The organism is Streptomyces sp. Ag109_O5-1 (assembly GCF_003814875.1).
Classification (GTDB): Bacteria; Actinomycetota; Actinomycetes; order Streptomycetales; family Streptomycetaceae; genus Streptomyces; species Streptomyces sasae.
Genome location: NZ_RKQF01000001.1, coordinates 4755128 through 4770928, shown reverse-complemented (window position 1 = coordinate 4770928; position 15801 = coordinate 4755128). Strand labels below are relative to the sequence as shown.

General features: G+C 69.7%; 15 protein-coding genes. 10 read left to right on the top strand and 5 right to left on the bottom strand.

What is annotated here, in order from left to right:
• Positions 1–102: 102 nt before the first annotated feature.
• The 7 genes from EDD90_RS21675 to EDD90_RS21645 all read left to right on the top strand — a co-directional run bounded on the left by EDD90_RS21675 (position 103) and on the right by EDD90_RS21645 (position 8565).
• Entirely contained in the window at positions 103–1134 is a 1032-nt protein-coding gene (locus tag EDD90_RS21675) for a BMP family protein (protein WP_123974614.1), read from the top strand.
• 255 nt (positions 1135–1389) lie between these two features.
• Positions 1390–2448, top strand: coding sequence for a BMP family protein (locus EDD90_RS21670; RefSeq protein WP_123974613.1), 1059 nt, complete (start codon positions 1390–1392; stop codon positions 2446–2448).
• Between the two features lie 272 nt (positions 2449–2720).
• A complete protein-coding gene (locus EDD90_RS21665; protein ID WP_123974612.1) occupies positions 2721–4421 on the top strand; it encodes an ABC transporter ATP-binding protein in 1701 nt (566 codons plus the stop codon).
• Positions 4418–5539, top strand: coding sequence for an ABC transporter permease (locus tag EDD90_RS21660; RefSeq protein ID WP_123974611.1), 1122 nt, complete (start codon positions 4418–4420; stop codon positions 5537–5539). The genes EDD90_RS21665 and EDD90_RS21660 overlap by 4 nt, the downstream gene beginning before the upstream one ends.
• Positions 5539–6801, top strand: coding sequence for an ABC transporter permease (locus tag EDD90_RS21655; RefSeq protein WP_123974610.1), 1263 nt, complete (start codon positions 5539–5541; stop codon positions 6799–6801). Before EDD90_RS21660 ends, EDD90_RS21655 begins: the two co-directional genes overlap by 1 nt.
• Complete coding sequence (locus EDD90_RS21650) at positions 6798–7202, top strand: cytidine deaminase (protein ID WP_123974609.1); 405 nt, start codon at positions 6798–6800, stop codon at positions 7200–7202. Before EDD90_RS21655 ends, EDD90_RS21650 begins: the two co-directional genes overlap by 4 nt.
• Before the next feature lie 79 nt (positions 7203–7281).
• Positions 7282–8565: a thymidine phosphorylase gene (locus tag EDD90_RS21645; RefSeq protein ID WP_123974608.1), complete on the top strand. Its 1284-nt coding sequence runs from the start codon at positions 7282–7284 to the stop codon at positions 8563–8565.
• A 28-nt stretch (positions 8566–8593) separates the two neighbouring features.
• Here the strand turns inward: EDD90_RS21645 and EDD90_RS21640 are convergent, their stop codons facing one another.
• Positions 8594–9514: an AEC family transporter gene (locus EDD90_RS21640; RefSeq protein ID WP_123974607.1), complete on the bottom strand. Its 921-nt coding sequence runs from the start codon at positions 9512–9514 to the stop codon at positions 8594–8596.
• A 196-nt stretch (positions 9515–9710) separates the two neighbouring features.
• Between EDD90_RS21640 and EDD90_RS21635 the strand changes: the two genes are divergently transcribed.
• Entirely contained in the window at positions 9711–10064 is a 354-nt protein-coding gene (locus EDD90_RS21635) for an STAS domain-containing protein (RefSeq protein WP_123974606.1), read from the top strand.
• Here EDD90_RS21635 and EDD90_RS21630 read toward each other — a convergent pair.
• The 3 genes from EDD90_RS21630 to EDD90_RS21620 all read right to left on the bottom strand — a co-directional run bounded on the left by EDD90_RS21630 (position 9948) and on the right by EDD90_RS21620 (position 12603).
• Positions 9948–10961 (bottom strand): sigma-70 family RNA polymerase sigma factor, encoded by a 1014-nt coding sequence (locus EDD90_RS21630; RefSeq protein ID WP_123974605.1) that lies wholly within the window; start codon positions 10959–10961, stop codon positions 9948–9950. The two genes, EDD90_RS21635 and EDD90_RS21630, sit on opposite strands and share 117 nt — an antisense overlap.
• A 113-nt stretch (positions 10962–11074) precedes the next feature.
• Positions 11075–11227: a hypothetical protein gene (locus tag EDD90_RS59050; RefSeq protein ID WP_398925003.1), complete on the bottom strand. Its 153-nt coding sequence runs from the start codon at positions 11225–11227 to the stop codon at positions 11075–11077.
• Between the two features lie 113 nt (positions 11228–11340).
• Entirely contained in the window at positions 11341–12603 is a 1263-nt protein-coding gene (locus EDD90_RS21620; RefSeq protein ID WP_123974604.1) for an MFS transporter, read from the bottom strand.
• Positions 12604–12665: 62 nt separating this feature from the next.
• On the opposite strand from EDD90_RS21620, the gene EDD90_RS21615 reads away from it, so the two are divergent.
• Positions 12666–13619, top strand: a complete 954-nt coding sequence (locus EDD90_RS21615) for a LysR family transcriptional regulator (RefSeq protein ID WP_123974603.1) — start codon at positions 12666–12668, stop codon at positions 13617–13619.
• Between the two features lie 77 nt (positions 13620–13696).
• Here EDD90_RS21615 and EDD90_RS21610 read toward each other — a convergent pair whose 3' ends face one another.
• Positions 13697–14461 (bottom strand): S9 family peptidase, encoded by a 765-nt coding sequence (locus EDD90_RS21610; protein WP_123974602.1) that lies wholly within the window; start codon positions 14459–14461, stop codon positions 13697–13699.
• 123 nt (positions 14462–14584) lie between these two features.
• Here EDD90_RS21610 and EDD90_RS21605 point away from each other — a divergent pair, with 123 nt between their 5' ends.
• Complete coding sequence (locus EDD90_RS21605) at positions 14585–15742, top strand: adenosine deaminase (protein WP_123974601.1); 1158 nt, start codon at positions 14585–14587, stop codon at positions 15740–15742.
• The last annotated feature ends 59 nt before the right edge of the window (positions 15743–15801 follow it).

The following is a 15801-nucleotide window of genomic DNA, read 5'->3' as shown; positions in this document are numbered from 1 at the left end:
AGGTGGCCGGTTGGGGAAGCGGGCCGGTGACGGTGCCGTGGGGACGAAGGGGTACGTGCTGTGCGTTCTGTCTCTCGGAGGACGAGGTTCTCCCAAACTGCGGTGACCGTCGCCGTCATCGCCCTCGCGGCCGCTGGGTGCGGTAAGTCCAGCCAGGACACCGGTGCCTCCGGCACCAGCTCGTCCGGCAAGTACAACGGCAAGGGCATCGGCCTCGCCTACGACATCGGCGGCAAGGGCGACCAGTCCTTCAACGACGCCGCCTACGCCGGCTTCCAGAAGGCCGAGAAGGACTTCGGCATCGGCGGCCGGGACGTCGAGCCCGCCGACAACGAGACCGACGCCGACAAGGTGCAGCGGCTCGACCAGCTGGCCAAGGCCGGCTACAACCCGATCATCGGTGTCGGCTTCGTGTACGCGCCGGCGGTCAAGGAGATCGCGGCCAAGTACCCCAAGATCACCTTTGGCATCATCGACGACAACGAAGTGACGGCCAAGAACGTCGTCGACATGGTCTTCGCGGCGGAGCAGTCGTCGTACCTCGCGGGTGTGGCCGCGGCCTCCGCGACCAAGAAGGACCACATCGGCTTCATCGGCGGCGTGGACATCCCGCTGATCCACACCTTCGAGGCGGGCTTCGACCAGGGTGCCAAATCGGTCAACCCCAAGATCAAGATCTCGTCGCAGTATCTGACCCAGACGCCTGCGGAGGGCGGCTTCTCCAGCCCGGACAAGGGCAAGGCCGCGGCGCAGGGCCAGATCGACGCGGGTGCGGATGTGATCTACCACGCGGCCGGTCTCTCCGGGCAGGGTGTGATCCAGGCCGCTGCCACCGCCAAGATCTGGGCGATCGGTGTCGACTCCGACCAGTACGGCCAGAGCGCTCTCGCCAAGTACAAGGACTACATCCTGGGCTCCGCCCTGAAGAACGTCGGCGGCGCGGTGTACGACCTCGTTAAGTCCGTCTACCAGGGCAAGCCGGAGAGCGGTGTCATCGAGGGCACCCTCAAGACCGGCGGTGTCGGCTTCGCCGACACCAACCCGAAGTACAAGGCCCTGACCAAGGTCGTCGCCGCCGTCGACAAGGCGAAGCAGGACATCATCGACGGCAAGGTCACCGTCAACACCAAGTAATGGGACATATATATACGGCCGGGTGATCACCGGGCCGTATGCGGACGGCCGGACGTGCGGCCGCCGTGCCCCGTTGCAGTTCGTGCGCCCCTTGCCTCCCGCAAGGGGCGCACTGCTGTCCGTCACCTCGGCCGTGACTGTGGCCACAGCTAGATAACGGACCGGACATTGGGGGTTTTCCGTCTGGTCTACGCGCGTTACGCTGCCGCGGAACCAGCGCCTGGTTTGGGCGCTTGCACGAAGGAGTCAAGTTCCATGCGCCGGGTGTCCCGTATCGCGGTTGCAGGCGTTGCAACCGCAGCCCTCGCCGTCACCGTTTCAGCGTGCGGCAGTTCGTCCAGCTCGTCCAGCTCGTCCGCCGGCAAGGGCGGCGCGTCCAAGGGTGTCGGTCTCGCGTACGACGTCGGCGGCAAGGGCGACCAGTCCTTCAACGACGCCGCCTACGCCGGCTTCCAGAAGGCCGAGAAGGACTTCGGCGTCACCGGCCGGGACATCGAGCCGCAGGACAACGAGACGGACGCCGACAAGGTGCAGCGGCTGGAGACCCTGGCCCGCGCCGGCTACAACCCCGTCATAGGCGTCGGCTTCGCCTACGCGCCCGCCGTCAAGGAAGCCGCCGCGAAGTTCCCGAAGATCAGCTTCGGCATCATCGACGACAACGAGGACCAGGCGAGCAACATCGCCGACATGGTCTTCCACGAGGAGCAGTCCTCGTACCTGGCCGGCGTCACCGCCGCGCTGACCACCAAGTCGAACACCGTCGGCTTCATCGGCGGCGTGGACGTCCCGCTGATCCACAAGTTCGAGGCGGGCTTCGAGCAGGGCGTCAAGGCCACCAAGAAGAACGTCAAGGTCAAGGCCCAGTACCTGACCCAGACCGCCCAGGAGGGCGGCTTCTCCAGCCCCGACAAGGGCGAGGCCGCCGCCGAGGGCCAGATCGGCGCCGGTGCCGACGTGGTCTACGCCGCCGCCGGCCTCTCCGGCCAGGGCGTCATCAAGGCCGCCGCCGCGCACAAGGTGTGGGCGATCGGCGTCGACTCCGACCAGTACAACCAGGCCGCGCTGTCGAAGTACAAGAACTACATCCTGACCTCGGCCCTCAAGAACGTCGAGGGCGCGGTCTACGACCTCGCCAAGTCGGTCATCAAGGACAAGAAGCCGCTGTCCGGCGAGGTCCGCGGCTCCCTGAACAACGGCGGCGTCGGCCTGGCCGACTCCAACCCGGTCTTCAAGAACAACGCCACCCTGCAGGCCGCGCTCAAGAAGGCCGAGGCCGGCATCAAGGACGGCTCCATCACGGTCAAGACTTCTTGATCCGGCGTCATCGGGCCGCTCGGCCCATGGTCAAAAGAACGCTGTAATGGCAGCGTTACGGCCACGGAACGGGGTGCGGGAAGGATGACCTTCCCGCGCCCCTGCCGTAGAACCAGTACCGTCCAGACGGTCTACGGCGGGGACACACCTCGTTCGCGCGGCAGAATGCTCGGAACGGATCGAGAGTCGTAAAAACTCGGTCAGGTCCGGGCACTATTTAAAGCAGGGGCGCTACGCGCGTAGAGCGGCCCCTTTCCCTAGGAGAGTGCGCCATCGACGCGTCCAGCAGCCCTCCGCTCACCGCAGAGACGACAGCCGCGGTCGAGCTGGCGGGGATCACCAAGCGATTCCCGGGTGTCGTAGCCAACCACGACATCCACCTGTCCGTCCGCAAGGGCACCGTCCACGCCCTCGTCGGGGAGAACGGTGCCGGCAAGTCGACCCTGATGAAGATCCTCTACGGCATGCAGAAGCCGGACGAGGGCACCATCGCGGTCGACGGCGAGCAGGCCGCCTTCTCGTCCCCGGCCGACGCCATCGCGCGCGGCATCGGCATGGTCCACCAGCACTTCATGCTGGCCGACAACCTGACCGTGCTCGAGAACGTCGTGCTGGGCAGCGAGAAGCTGTACGGCATCGGCGGCAACGCCCGCAAGAAGATCAAGGAGATCTCCGACCGCTACGGCCTCGGCATCCACCCGGACCTCCTGGTCGAGGACCTCGGTGTCGCCGACCGGCAGCGCGTGGAGATCCTCAAGGTCCTCTACCGCGGCGCCCGGATCCTGATCCTCGACGAGCCCACCGCCGTCCTCGTCCCGCAGGAGGTCGACGCGCTCTTCGACAACCTGCGCGAGCTGAAGTCCGAGGGCCTGTCGGTCATCTTCATCTCCCACAAGCTCGGCGAGGTGCTGTCCGTCGCCGACGACATCACCGTCATCCGCCGCGGTACGACGGTGGGCACGGCGATCCCGTCCCAGACCACCCCGCGCCAGCTCGCCGAGCTGATGGTGGGCAGCGAGCTGCCCACCCCGGAGACCGCCGAGTCCACGGTCACCGACCAGCCCGTCGTCACGGTGAAGAACCTCACCGTCTACGCCAGCGGCGGCATCGCCTCCCTCGGCGAGCTCGGCGCCCAGCCCGAGACCGCGACCGCCGGCTCGGCCGGCGCCGCACCGGGCGCCGACGTCCTCACCGAGGCCACCACCCCCGGCGCCGCCAAGCGCGTCCTCGACGACGTCACCTTCACCATCCACGCCGGTGAGGTCATGGGCATCGCCGGTGTCGAGGGCAACGGCCAGACCGAGCTGATCGACGCGCTCATCGGCACCCGCAACGCCGACTCCGGCTCGATCGAGTTCCTCGGCGAGGACATCACCGGCTGGGCCACCCGCAAGCGCCGCGAGTCCGGCGTCGGCTACATCCCCGAGGACCGCCACCGCCAGGGCCTGCTCCTGGAGTCCCCGCTCTGGGAGAACCGCATCCTCGGCCATGTCACCGAGAAGCCCAACGCCAAGGGCTTCTGGCTGGACATCAAGGGCGCCCAGGACGACACCCGCCGGATCGTCGAGGAGTACGACGTCCGCACCCCCGGCATCGACGTCACCGCCGCCTCCCTCTCCGGCGGCAACCAGCAGAAGCTGATCGTCGGCCGCGAGATGAGCCACAGCCCGAAGTTCCTGATCGCCGCCCACCCCACCCGCGGTGTGGACGTCGGCGCCCAGGCGCAGATCTGGGACCGCATCCGGGACGCCCGCCGCGAGGGCCTGGCCGTGCTGCTGATCTCCGCCGACCTCGACGAGCTGATCGGCCTCTCCGACACCCTGCGGGTGATCTACGACGGAAAGCTGGTCGCCGACGCCGACCCGGCCACCATCACGCCCGAGGAACTGGGCTCGGCCATGACAGGTGCCGCCACCGGCCACCTGGAGCATCACGATTCCGACGGTGTGTCCGGGGAGGACCAGGACCGATGAAGAAGTTCAACAAGGAGCGGGTGCTCCTGGCGGTGGCCGGCCCGGTCATCGCGCTCGTCCTGGCGATCGCACTCACCTCGATCGTGCTGCTGGCCTCGAACCGCAACCCGTTCGAGCCGTACGTGCTGATGCTCCAGCAGTTGCCGTACTCGGACGTCCAGGTCCTGATCATCAACCAGGCGGCGATGTACTACATCGCGGCCATCGCGGTCGCCCTCGGCTTCCGCATGAACCTCTTCAACATCGGCGTCGACGGCCAGTACCGCCTCGCCGCCGTGATGACGGCCGTGGTCGGCGCCAACATCGGCCTGCCCGCCTTCCTCCAGATCCCGGTGCTGCTCCTGGTCGCCATGTTCACCGGCGCCTTCTGGGCCGGTATCGCGGGCGTCCTCAAGGTCACCCGAGGGGTCAGCGAGGTCGTCTCCACGATCATGCTGAACGCCATCGCCACCAGCGTCATCGGCTATGTCACCCTCGCGAACGTGTGGGGCGTCCAGGTCGGCAACAACATGACGACCGGCGTGATGAAGAAGTCCGGCTGGTTCCCCGGCATCAACCTGGGCTCCGACGTCGGCGACATCTACGGCATGGTCTTCGTCGCCATCGCCCTGGGTATCGGCTACTGGGTGGTCCTCAACCGCACCCGCTTCGGCTTCGACCTGCGTGCCACCGGCGCCTCCGAGTCCGCGGCGGCCGCCTCCGGCGTCGACGCCAAGCGCATGGTCCTGGTCTCCATGCTGATCTCCGGCGCAGTCTCCGGTCTCGCGGGCCTCCCGCTGCTGCTCGGCGACTCCCACACCTACAGCCTCGACTTCCCGGCCGGCCTCGGCTTCACCGCCATCGGCATCGCCCTGCTCGGCCGCAACAACCCCGGCGGCATCGCCTTCGCCGCCCTTCTGTGGTCCTTCCTCGACAAGGCCTCGCCCGCCCTCGACTACGCCACCCCGGTGGCGTACGAGAAGGAGATCGCCACGATCATGCAGGGCCTGATCGTCTTCTCCGTCGTCATCTCCTACGAAGCCGTACGCCAGTGGGGCCTGCGCCGCCAGCAGCGCCAGGTCGGCGCGGAACTCGCCGCGGCCGCCGCCCAGAACACCAAGAAGGAGGTGGCGGCCTGATGTCCACCGCGACCGTCGCCAAGCCGCAGGCGAAGCAGCCCCGCAAGGGCGGCCGCCGAATGTCGCTCCCGGTCCTGCTGCTGGTCATCGCCGGCGTACTGGTCCTGACCTCGGCCGTCCGCCTCATCACCGGCGCCGACGGCATCACCTCGACCGGCCAGATGTCCACCGCGCTGCGCCTCGCCGTCCCGATCGGCCTCGCCGGTCTCGGCGGTCTGTGGGCCGAGCGCGCGGGCGTCGTCAACATCGGCCTCGAAGGCATGATGATCCTCGGCACCTGGTTCGGCGCCTGGGCCGGCTACCAGTGGGGCCCGTGGGCCGGCGTCGCCTTCGGCATCATCGGCGGTGCGCTCGGCGCCCTGCTGCACGCCATCGCCACCGTCACCTTCAACGTCAACCACATCGTCTCCGGTGTGGCCCTGAACATCCTCGCCCTGGGCGCCACCCGCTACCTCTCCAAGTTCACCTTCGAGAACGCGCAGGGCGGCTCCTCCAAGCAGTCCCCGCCGATCAACTCGCCCGGCACGTTCAGCGTCCCCGGCCTCTCCGACTGGCTGAACACGCTCAACGAGAAGCACTGGTTCCTGGTCTCCGACATCGCGGGCCTGGTCGGCGGTCTGCTGACCGACCTCTCCCCGCTGACGGTCCTCGCGGTCGCCCTCGTCCCGGTCACCTGGTGGGTCCTGTGGCGCACGGCCTTCGGCCTCCGCCTGCGCTCCTGCGGCGAGAACCCGGTCGCGGCCGAGTCCCTCGGCGTCAACGTCTACAAGTACAAGTACATCGCCGTGCTCATCAGCGGCGGCTTCGCGGGCCTCGGCGGCGCCTTCCTGTCCATCGTCGCCTCCAACGTGTACCTCGACGGCCAGACGGCCGGCCGCGGCTACATCGGTCTCGCCGCGATGATCTTCGGCAACTGGATGCCGGGCGGCCTCGCCCTCGGCGCCGGCCTGTTCGGCTACACCGACAGCCTCAACCTGCGCGGCGGCACGGTGAACGTCCACGCGCTGATCCTGCTGATCGCGATCCTCCTGGTGTTCGGCGCCGTCTACCTGGCCTGGCGCAAGAAGTACGTCCCGGCCGTCATCACGATCGTCGTCTCGGTCCTGATGTTCATCTGGTACGCCACCACCAACGAGGTCCCGCGCCAGCTCGTGACCGCGACCCCGTACATCGTCACCCTCCTGGTGCTCTCGCTGTCCGCGCAGTCCCTGCGGATGCCGAAGGCGGACGGTCTGCCGTACCGGAAGGGACAGGGCAAGTGACGGCCGCGGCCGCGGACTTCGACTGGGAGCCCCTGCGGGCCGAGGCGCGCGAGGCCATGTCCCACGCCTACGCCCCCTACTCCGGCTTCCCGGTCGGGGTCGCGGCCCTGGTCGACGACGGCCGCACGGTCACCGGCTGCAACGTGGAGAACGCGTCCTACGGCCTGGGCCTGTGCGCCGAGTGCGGACTCGTCTCCCAGCTGCAGCGCACGGGCGGCGGCCGCCTCACGCACTTCACCTGTGTGGACGGCACCGGCGGACTCCTCGTCCCGTGCGGCCGCTGCCGCCAGCTCCTCTACGAGTTCGGCGGCCCCGACCTCCTCCTGGACACCCCGGAGGGCGTCCTGCCCCTCTCCGAGATGCTGCCCCAGGCCTTCGGCCCGGCCCATCTCACCATGTAATCCAGGTAATCCCGTACGGCCCCTCCCCGCCCGTCGCCCGGAGGGGCCGCGCGTTTCGCAATGCTTCGAAGGGAACGTCATGGCCATGGACGCCATCTCCGTCATCCGCACCAAGCGGGACCGCGGTGAGCTCAGCGACGAGCAGATCGACTGGGTCATCGACGCGTACACGCGCGGCGAGGTCGCCGACGAGCAGATGTCGTCGCTCGCGATGGCCATCCTCCTCAACGGCATGGACCGCCGCGAGATCGCCCGCTGGACGGCCGCGATGATCGCGTCCGGCGAGCGAATGGACTTCTCGTCGCTGTCCCGTCCGACGGCCGACAAGCACTCCACGGGCGGCGTCGGCGACAAGATCACGCTGCCGCTCGCGCCCCTGGTGGCGGCCTGCGGCGCGGCCGTCCCCCAGCTCTCCGGCCGCGGCCTCGGCCACACCGGCGGCACCCTCGACAAGCTGGAGTCGATCCCCGGCTGGCGCGCCCTGCTCTCCAACGAGGAGATGCTGAACGTCCTCGACACGACCGGCGCGGTGATCTGCGCGGCGGGCGACGGCCTGGCCCCCGCCGACAAGAAGCTCTACGCGCTCCGCGACGTCACCGGCACGGTCGAGGCGATCCCGCTGATCGCCTCCTCGATCATGTCGAAGAAGATCGCCGAGGGCACCGGCTCCCTGGTCCTGGACGTGAAGGTCGGCACCGGCGCCTTCATGAAGACCATCGAGGACGCCCGCGAACTGGCCTCGACCATGGTGGGCCTCGGCACCGACCACGGCGTGAAGGCGGTCGCGCTGCTCACGGACATGTCCACCCCCCTCGGTCTCACGGCGGGCAACGCCCTGGAGGTCCGCGAGTCGGTCGAGGTCCTCGCGGGCGGCGGCCCGGCGGACGTCGTCGAGCTGACCATCGCCCTGGCCCGCGAGATGCTCGACGCGGCCGGTGTGAAGGACGCGGACCCGGCGAAGGCGCTGGCCGACGGTTCGGCGATGGACGTCTGGCGCCGGATGATCGCGGCCCAGGGCGGCGACCCGGACGCGGTGCTCCCGGTGGCCAGGGAACAGCACGTGATCAAGGCGCCGTCGTCCGGCGTGCTGACCCGCCTCGACGCCTACGACATCGGCGTCGCCGCCTGGCGCCTGGGCGCCGGCCGCGCCCGCAAGGAGGACCCGGTGCAGGCGGGCGCGGGCGTCGAACTGCACGCCAAGCCCGGCGACACGGTGACCGCGGGCCAGCCCCTCCTCACCCTCCACACGGACACCCCGGAGCGCTTCGAGTACGCGCTCCAGTCGGTCGAGGGTTCGTACGACATCGCGGCGGCCGGCACGGAGTTCACGGCGTCGCCCGTCGTGCTGGAACGCATCGCCTGACCAGCTCGGATGCGGCGCTGCAGGGGTGTCACCCCAGCAGCGCCGCGACCAACACCAGCACCGGTACCGACAGCACCGTCGACAGCAGGATCGAGTCCCGGGCCAGTTCCTCGCCCACCCGGTAGGTGCTGGCGTACGTGTACAGGTTCTGCGCGGCCGGTAGCGCCGATGTCACCGTCACGTCGAGCAGGGGCGCCCCGTGCAGGTCGAAGACGGCCGACGCCAGGGCCCAGGCGACCAGGGGCTGGCCCACCGACTTCAGGGCGACGGACAGGAACACCGGGTGGCGCTCGCGGCCCCGGCCGGGGAGCGTGCTGCCGCGCAGGGAGATGCCGAAGGCGAGCAGGACGGCCGGCACGGACATGTTGCCGATGAGGGTGAGCGGGTCCGTCACCGGGCCGGGGACATGGATGCCGAGCCCCGAGACCGCGACGCCGGACAGTGAGCCGACGGCTATCGGGTTGCGGAGCGGGGTCAGCAGCCGGCGCCACCACGGACCCTTCTCGCCCGCGCCCGACAGGTCCAGGATCGTCAGGGCGACCGGGGTGAGGACGACGACCTGGAAGAGCAACACCGGTGCCACCAGGGACGCGTCGCCCAGGACGTACACCGCGATCGGGATGCCGAGGTTGCCCGAGTTGACGTAGCTGGAGCACAGCGCGCCGATCGTCGTACGGCCCACGCCCCAGTGGCGCCCGACACCCACCGCCACGAACGCGCCCGCCGCCGCTGCCGTGGACAAGGCCGTCACCAGGAGGCGGCTGGAGAAGATCACCGCCAGGTCGGCCTTGGCGAGGGTGGTGAAGAGAAGGGCGGGGGAGGCGACGTGGAAGGCGAGCTTGGTGAGGACCTCACGGCCGTTGGTGCCGAGGTGGCCGCCGCGGCCGAGCAGGTAGCCGACGGCGATGACGATCGCGATCACCGCGAAGCCGCTCAACACCCCCTGCACGGCACCCCCTTGCGGGGAAGGAGCCCGCGGGTCGTCCGGGGCGGTGCTGATCCGTGAGGTGATCCGTGGGGCATGCACCTAACCCTCGGGTCCGGTCAGTCGCAGGTCAACGTTATGACCCTTGTGATCTACGTGACCCAGCGGGAGCCCGCTGCCCTACCGATGAGTTGTCAGACCGCCGCCGGTCTACCGGTTCGTGGATGCCGTGACCCCCGCCGTACTCGTGCTGTCCGGCCCCGTCGCCAGGGACGAGGTGCCGGGGCTGTGCGACGCGGTGCGTGAGCTACTCGATGTCACCGGGGCCGGGGTCGTCGTCTGCGATGTGGGCGGTGTGGGGCCGCCCGGGCTCGCCGTCGTCGATCTGCTGGCCCGGCTGGAGCTGGCGGCCCGCCGGGCCGGCGGGCGGATACGGCTGCGGGACCCCGACCCGGCCCTACGCTCCCTTCTCCGTCTCGTCGGTCTTCGCTTCCAGGTGGAGGGGGAGGCCGAAGAGCGGGAACCAGCGCTTGGTGTCGAGGAAGAAGTGGAACCCGGTGAGCCGGCCGTCTGAGATCTCCAGGATCTGGACGGACCAGGGGCTCCAGCCGCCGGTGTCCGGGTCGGGCTTGTACTGGGCGAACCCGGGCAGGCCGTTGACCTGGACCGGGAAGAGCCGGGAGCCCTCGCAGGCGGAGCCGATGGTGGTCATGAAGCCGGTGATGTCGTCGTGGCCGGTGAGCCACAGGTCGAACGGCGGCATCGTCATGACGGCGTCCTCGTGGAGCAGCGCCGTGAGCGCGGCCATGTCGTAGCCCTCGAAGGCCGCGACATAGCGCTCCAGGAGCTTTTGCTGCTCCTCGTCCAGCGGATCGGAGACCTCGGCGGCCGCCCCCGACTGCTGCTGCTCCGCCAGCGTGGCCCGGGCCCGCTGCAACGCGCTGTTGACCGACGCGACCGAGGTCCCGAGCAGCTCGGCGACCTCGCTCGCCTTCCAGGCCAGCACCTCGCGCAGGATCAGCACCGCCCGCTGCTTCGGCGGCAGTTGTTGCAGGGCCGCCATGAAGGCGAGCCGGATGGATTCCTTGGCCACGGCCGCCTCCGCCGGGTCGTCCACGGTCGGCAGCACGCGCGCGTCCGGCACCGGCTCCAGCCAGGTGTTGTCGGGCCGGGGGGAGAGCGCCGCCTGGGCCAGCGGCGTCGACTCGGAGAGGTCCATCGGGCGGGCCCGCTTGTTGCCGGCGCTCAGCATGTCGAGGCACACGTTCGTCGCGATCCGGTACAGCCACGACCGCAGGCTGGCGCGGCCCTCGAACTTGTCGTAGCTCCGCCAGGCCCGCACCAGCGTGTCCTGCACGGCGTCCTCGGCCTCGAAGGACGAACCGAGCATGCGGTAGCAGTACCCGGTCAGCTCGGTCCGGTGTTTCTCCAGAGCGACGTCGAGGTTCACCGTCGCCGTGCTGTCACTCATCGTCCGTCCACCCACCCCTGTGGCCGTTCCTGTTCGCGCGCCGTTGCGCCCCAGCACCTCGGAAGCTACCGCAGCCCACTGACAATGGCCCCTGAAGTGCGGAAAAGCCCAGCTCAGACCAGTTGCTTCACCGACATGCGCAGATGCCGGTGCGAACTGCCGCAGGACAGCAACGCCCGCTGCCCCGACCTCAGCAGCTCCACCCGGAGCGCGGGCCCCTCGAAGGAGTTCAGCGCGTCCAGCAGATACGCCGGGTTGACGGCCACGCCCGCCTCCTCGGCACCGCTCAGCCGTGCCGGCAGCCGCTACACGGCCACGTCGTCGCCGTACCCGGCGCGCACCCGCACGGAACGTCTCTTGAGGTCCCAGGTCCCAGGTCTCAGGCGGCGACCGGTGCGCGGCGCGCGGCCAGGGAGCCGAGGACCGTGATCGTCACGACGCCCAGGATCGCCAGGAGGCCGACGCCGACCGTGCCCGACCAGCCGCTCGCGTGGAAGGCCATCGCGCCGACCGTGCTGCCCGCGCTGGAGCCGATGTAGTACGCGGACTGGTAGAGGGCCGAGGCCTGGGCCCGGCCGTGGGTCGCCGTCTTGCTGACCGCCGAGGAGGCCACTGCGTGGCCCGCGAAGAAGCCCGCGGTGATCAGGACCAGGCCCAGCAGGACCAGCGGGAGCGAGTCGGCCAGGGAGAGGAGGAGACCGGCGGCCGTCGTACCGCCGCCCAGGTAGAGGGCGCCTCGGCGGCCCAGCCGGCCCACAAGCCGGCCTGCCGTCGACGCCGACACCGTGCCGACCAGGTACACCAGGAAGATCGAGCCGATGATGCCCTGGGGGAGCGAGAAGGGCTCCTCGGTCAGGCGGTAGCCGATCACCGTGTAGACGCCGCCGAAGACGGTCATGAACAGTGCGCCGATCGCGTACAGGCGGCGCAGCAGCGGGTTCGCGAGGTGGTCGCGGACCGTGCCGAGCAGCCGGCGCGGGTGCAGCGAGCCCGCCTTGAAGTGCTGCGGGGCCGGGAGGAGCAGCCGGAAGGCGATGGCGCAGCCGACGGCGATCGCGCCCACGACGCCGACGGCGATGCGCCAGCCCCACTCCTGCGCGACCCAGCCGGTGATGACCCGGCCGCTCATCCCGCCGACGCTGTTGCCCGCGACGAACAGACCGATCGCCGTGACCAGCGCCTTCGGGCGGACCTCCTCCGCCAGATACGCCGTCGCCGAGGCCGGCAGTCCGGCCAGCGCCGCACCCTGGACGCCCCGCAGTACCACCAGCACGCCCAGCGAGGGCGCGAAGGGGACCAGCAGTCCGACGGTCACCGCCACCGCCAGCGAGGCCGTCATGACGGTACGCCGCCCGAAGCGCTCGGAGAGGGCGCTCATGGGGAGGACGAACAGCGCCAGGCCGCCCGTCGCCGCCGCCACTGTCCAGCTCGCGTCGCTCGCGCTCACCCCGAAGCCGTTGGAGATCAGCGGCAGCAGGGCCTGCGTGGAGTAGAGGAGGGCGAAGGTCGCGACACCGGCGAGGAAGAGGGCGAAGCTCATCCGGCGGTAGCCGGGGCCGCCCGGGGTCAGCCGGGAGTCGGGGGCGGGGACGGTCGTTGCGGCGCCCACGATGGTGGACGCCCCGGTACTGGCGGGAGACATACTTCGAACGTACGGACCCCGCCGTCATCCGTCCAATGCATGGAATCGTCATAATCGTTCCTGTGATGCATCAGCAGAGGTCAGCCGAGCGCCTGTCACCGTACAGTGACACAGAAGACATGACGATGTTGCTGGCTCCACGCCTCGCGTACTTCGCCGGCGTGGCCCGCACGGAGCATGTCACCAGGGCGGCGCAGGAGCTCAGCGTCCCCCAGTCCACGCTCTCCCGTGCGATGGTCCGCCTGGAACAGGACCTGGGCGTCGACCTCTTCAGCCGCCACGGCCGGACCGTCTCCCTCACCCCGGCCGGCCGCACCTTCCTCACCTCGGTCGAACGCGCCCTCGCCGAGGTCCGGCGCGCCGCCGACGAGGTACGCGCCGACGCCGACCCCACCACCGGCAAGGTCGCCTTCGGCTTCCTGCACACGATGGGCGTGGAGACCGTTCCCGGTCTCCTGCAGGCCTTCCGCGCCGACCATCCCCGCATCCGCTTCAGCCTCGTCCAGAACTACGGCGAGGCGATGATCGAGAAGCTCCGGGCGGGGGAGCTGGATCTGTGTCTCACCTCCCCGGTGCCGGACGCCCCCGACCTGGTGGCGCGCCGCCTGGACGAGCAGAAACTGCGGTTGGTGGTCTCCGTGGATCACCCCCTGGCCACCCGTAAGCGCATCCGCCTGGCGGAGGCGGCCGAGGAGACGTTCGTGACCCTGGAACCGGGCTACGGTCTGCGCCGCATCACCGACGACCTCTGCAAGGAGGCGGGCTTCACACCGCGCATCGCCTTCGAGGGCGAGGAGGCGGAGACCTTGAGGGGCCTGGTCGCGGCCGGACTGGGGGTGGCGCTGCTGCCGCCACCGGCGTTCCCCCGCCCGGGAGTCGCGGAACTGACGGTCACGGCGCCACGGGCGGTACGCGAGATCGGCGTGGCGTGGCTGGAAGGCCACCCGGACACCCCACCGGTGGCAGCCTTCAAGAAGTTCCTGCTGTCAAGAAGGGGCAACCTGCTCCCGACCTAGGAACAACGCCTCTTCAGGGGCGCTGGGGGAGGAACTGCGCGACCAGCCACACACAACCCGCACCCTGAAGCCGACCATCAGCCCTTACGGAGCGACCGGCCGAAGCCCGCGGCAAGTGGCATTCGCAACCCGATCGGCGGCGGCGCGGCCAACGCGTCCTCCACCGGCCGCGACACCGCATCCCCGTACAACGCGCCCATGACGAAGTCCGAAGTGAGCGCGAGGACTTCGTCCCGGTGCTGATGCAGCCCGTGCCCGTCCGAGTGCACCTCGAACCGGCACACCTCCCGGTTCGCCTTCTTCGCCCGCGCCGCCAGCCGGAACGACAGTTCGGGATCGGTCCGTTCGTCGTTCGTGCCGTGCACGATCAGCACCCGCCGCCCCGCCAGCTGCCGTACCGGCTCCTCGGGTGCCGCCACATCCGTCTCCGGCAGCCAAGGGGCGACGGAGACGACGGAGTTGACCGCCTCGTGCCCGGCCGCGCGCAGTGCGGCCCGGCCGCCCATGCCCACCCCCAGCATGCACACCGGCACATCGCCGTACCGTCGCACCACCTCGTCCGCGGCCCAGGTCGCGTCCCCCGCGGGATGCGCCTCGCTGCCGTTCCAGCCGCGATAGCGGTAGTGGACGATGTGCGCGGCCAGCCCCTCGTCGCGGCCGTCCCGGGCGAGCCGGCGGCCGACCGCGCGGACCAGGCCGGTCGCCCATACGGGGGAGGGTCTGCGCTCGGAGATCTCCTCGCCGCCCGGGAGCAGCAGGACCACCCCGGTCACCGTCGTCGGCTCCTGGCCGACTGCCCTGCCCAGTCTGGCCGTTCGGACCGGCGTCGCTTGCTGTGCCATGACAGAACAGTGTCAGAAGAAGCGGTGTACGCCACCGGTCCGTGCGGTCACCGTTACGTATCGACGAATAGGTAAAACGTGGGACACCGAGCGATCTACGCGCGTAGGAGTTAGAGTGCGGAAATGACGAGCCAGAGCACCGCGAACACCCCGACGCCGGAGCAGATCCGCCGGGCACCGAAGGTTCTGCTGCATGACCATCTGGACGGCGGCCTGCGTCCCGGTACCGTCGCCGACCTGGCCCGGGAGGGCGGGTACTCCCAGCTCCCCGAGACCGACCCGGACAAACTCGGCATCTGGTTCCGCGAGGCCGCCGACTCCGGCTCGCTGGAACGGTACTTGGAGACCTTCTCGCACACCGTCGGCGTGATGCAGACCCGGGACGCGCTCATCCGGGTCGCCCGCGAGTGCGCGGAGGACCTCGCCGAGGACGGCGTCGTCTACGCCGAGGTGCGCTACGCGCCCGAGCAGCACCTCGAACAGGGCCTGTCCCTCGAAGAGGTCGTCGAGGCCGTCAACGAGGGCTTCCGGCAGGGTGAGGCCCTGGCGCGGGAGAACGGCCACCGGATCCGGGTCGGCGCCCTGCTCACCGCGATGCGGCACGCGGCCCGCTCCCTGGAGATCGCCGAACTCGCCAACCGCTACCGGGACCTGGGCGTCGTCGGCTTCGACATCGCCGGCGCCGAGGCCGGCTACCCGCCCACCCGGCACCTCGACGCCTTCGAGTACCTCAAGCGCGAGAACAACCACTTCACCATCCACGCCGGCGAAGCCTTCGGACTGCCGTCCATCTGGCAGGCCCTCCAGTGGTGCGGCGCCGACCGGCTCGGGCACGGCGTGCGGATCATCGACGACATCCAGATCCACGAGGACGGCACGGTCAAGCTCGGCCGGCTCGCGTCGTACGTCCGCGACAAGCGGATCCCGCTGGAGCTGTGCCCCAGCTCCAACCTCCAGACCGGCGCTGCCGACTCCTACGCCGACCATCCGATCGGGCTGCTGCGCCGGCTGCACTTCCGGGCCACCGTGAACACCGACAACCGGCTGATGTCCGGGACCAGCATGAGCCGGGAATTCGAGCATCTCGTCGAGGCATTCGATTACACGCTCGACGACCTGCAGTGGTTCTCCGTCAATGCGATGAAATCAGCGTTCATTCCTTTCGATGAACGCCTGGCGATGATCAATGACGTCGTCAAGCCGGGTTATGCGGAGCTGAAATCCGAATGGCTGTTCCGGCAGACCGCCTCCACCAGCGGTTCTGTCGACCCGGAGGGCTGACCGGGCGTCCGGACGGGGCGCGGAATGCGGACGGGTGTTCACAAGTCGTCCGCATTTCG

Coding starts and splice junctions, on each gene's coding strand:
- EDD90_RS21610 (WP_123974602.1), bottom strand. CDS start 14,461: ATGGCACAGCAAGCGACGCCGGTCCGAACGGCCAGACTGGGCAGGGCA.
- EDD90_RS21630 (WP_123974605.1), bottom strand. CDS start 10,961: ATGAGTGACAGCACGGCGACGGTGAACCTCGACGTCGCTCTGGAGAAA.
- EDD90_RS21620 (WP_123974604.1), bottom strand. CDS start 12,603: ATGTCTCCCGCCAGTACCGGGGCGTCCACCATCGTGGGCGCCGCAACG.
- EDD90_RS21655 (WP_123974610.1), top strand. CDS start 5,539: ATGTCCACCGCGACCGTCGCCAAGCCGCAGGCGAAGCAGCCCCGCAAG.
- EDD90_RS21605 (WP_123974601.1), top strand. CDS start 14,585: ATGACGAGCCAGAGCACCGCGAACACCCCGACGCCGGAGCAGATCCGC.
- EDD90_RS21645 (WP_123974608.1), top strand. CDS start 7,282: ATGGCCATGGACGCCATCTCCGTCATCCGCACCAAGCGGGACCGCGGT.
- EDD90_RS21670 (WP_123974613.1), top strand. CDS start 1,390: ATGCGCCGGGTGTCCCGTATCGCGGTTGCAGGCGTTGCAACCGCAGCC.
- EDD90_RS21660 (WP_123974611.1), top strand. CDS start 4,418: ATGAAGAAGTTCAACAAGGAGCGGGTGCTCCTGGCGGTGGCCGGCCCG.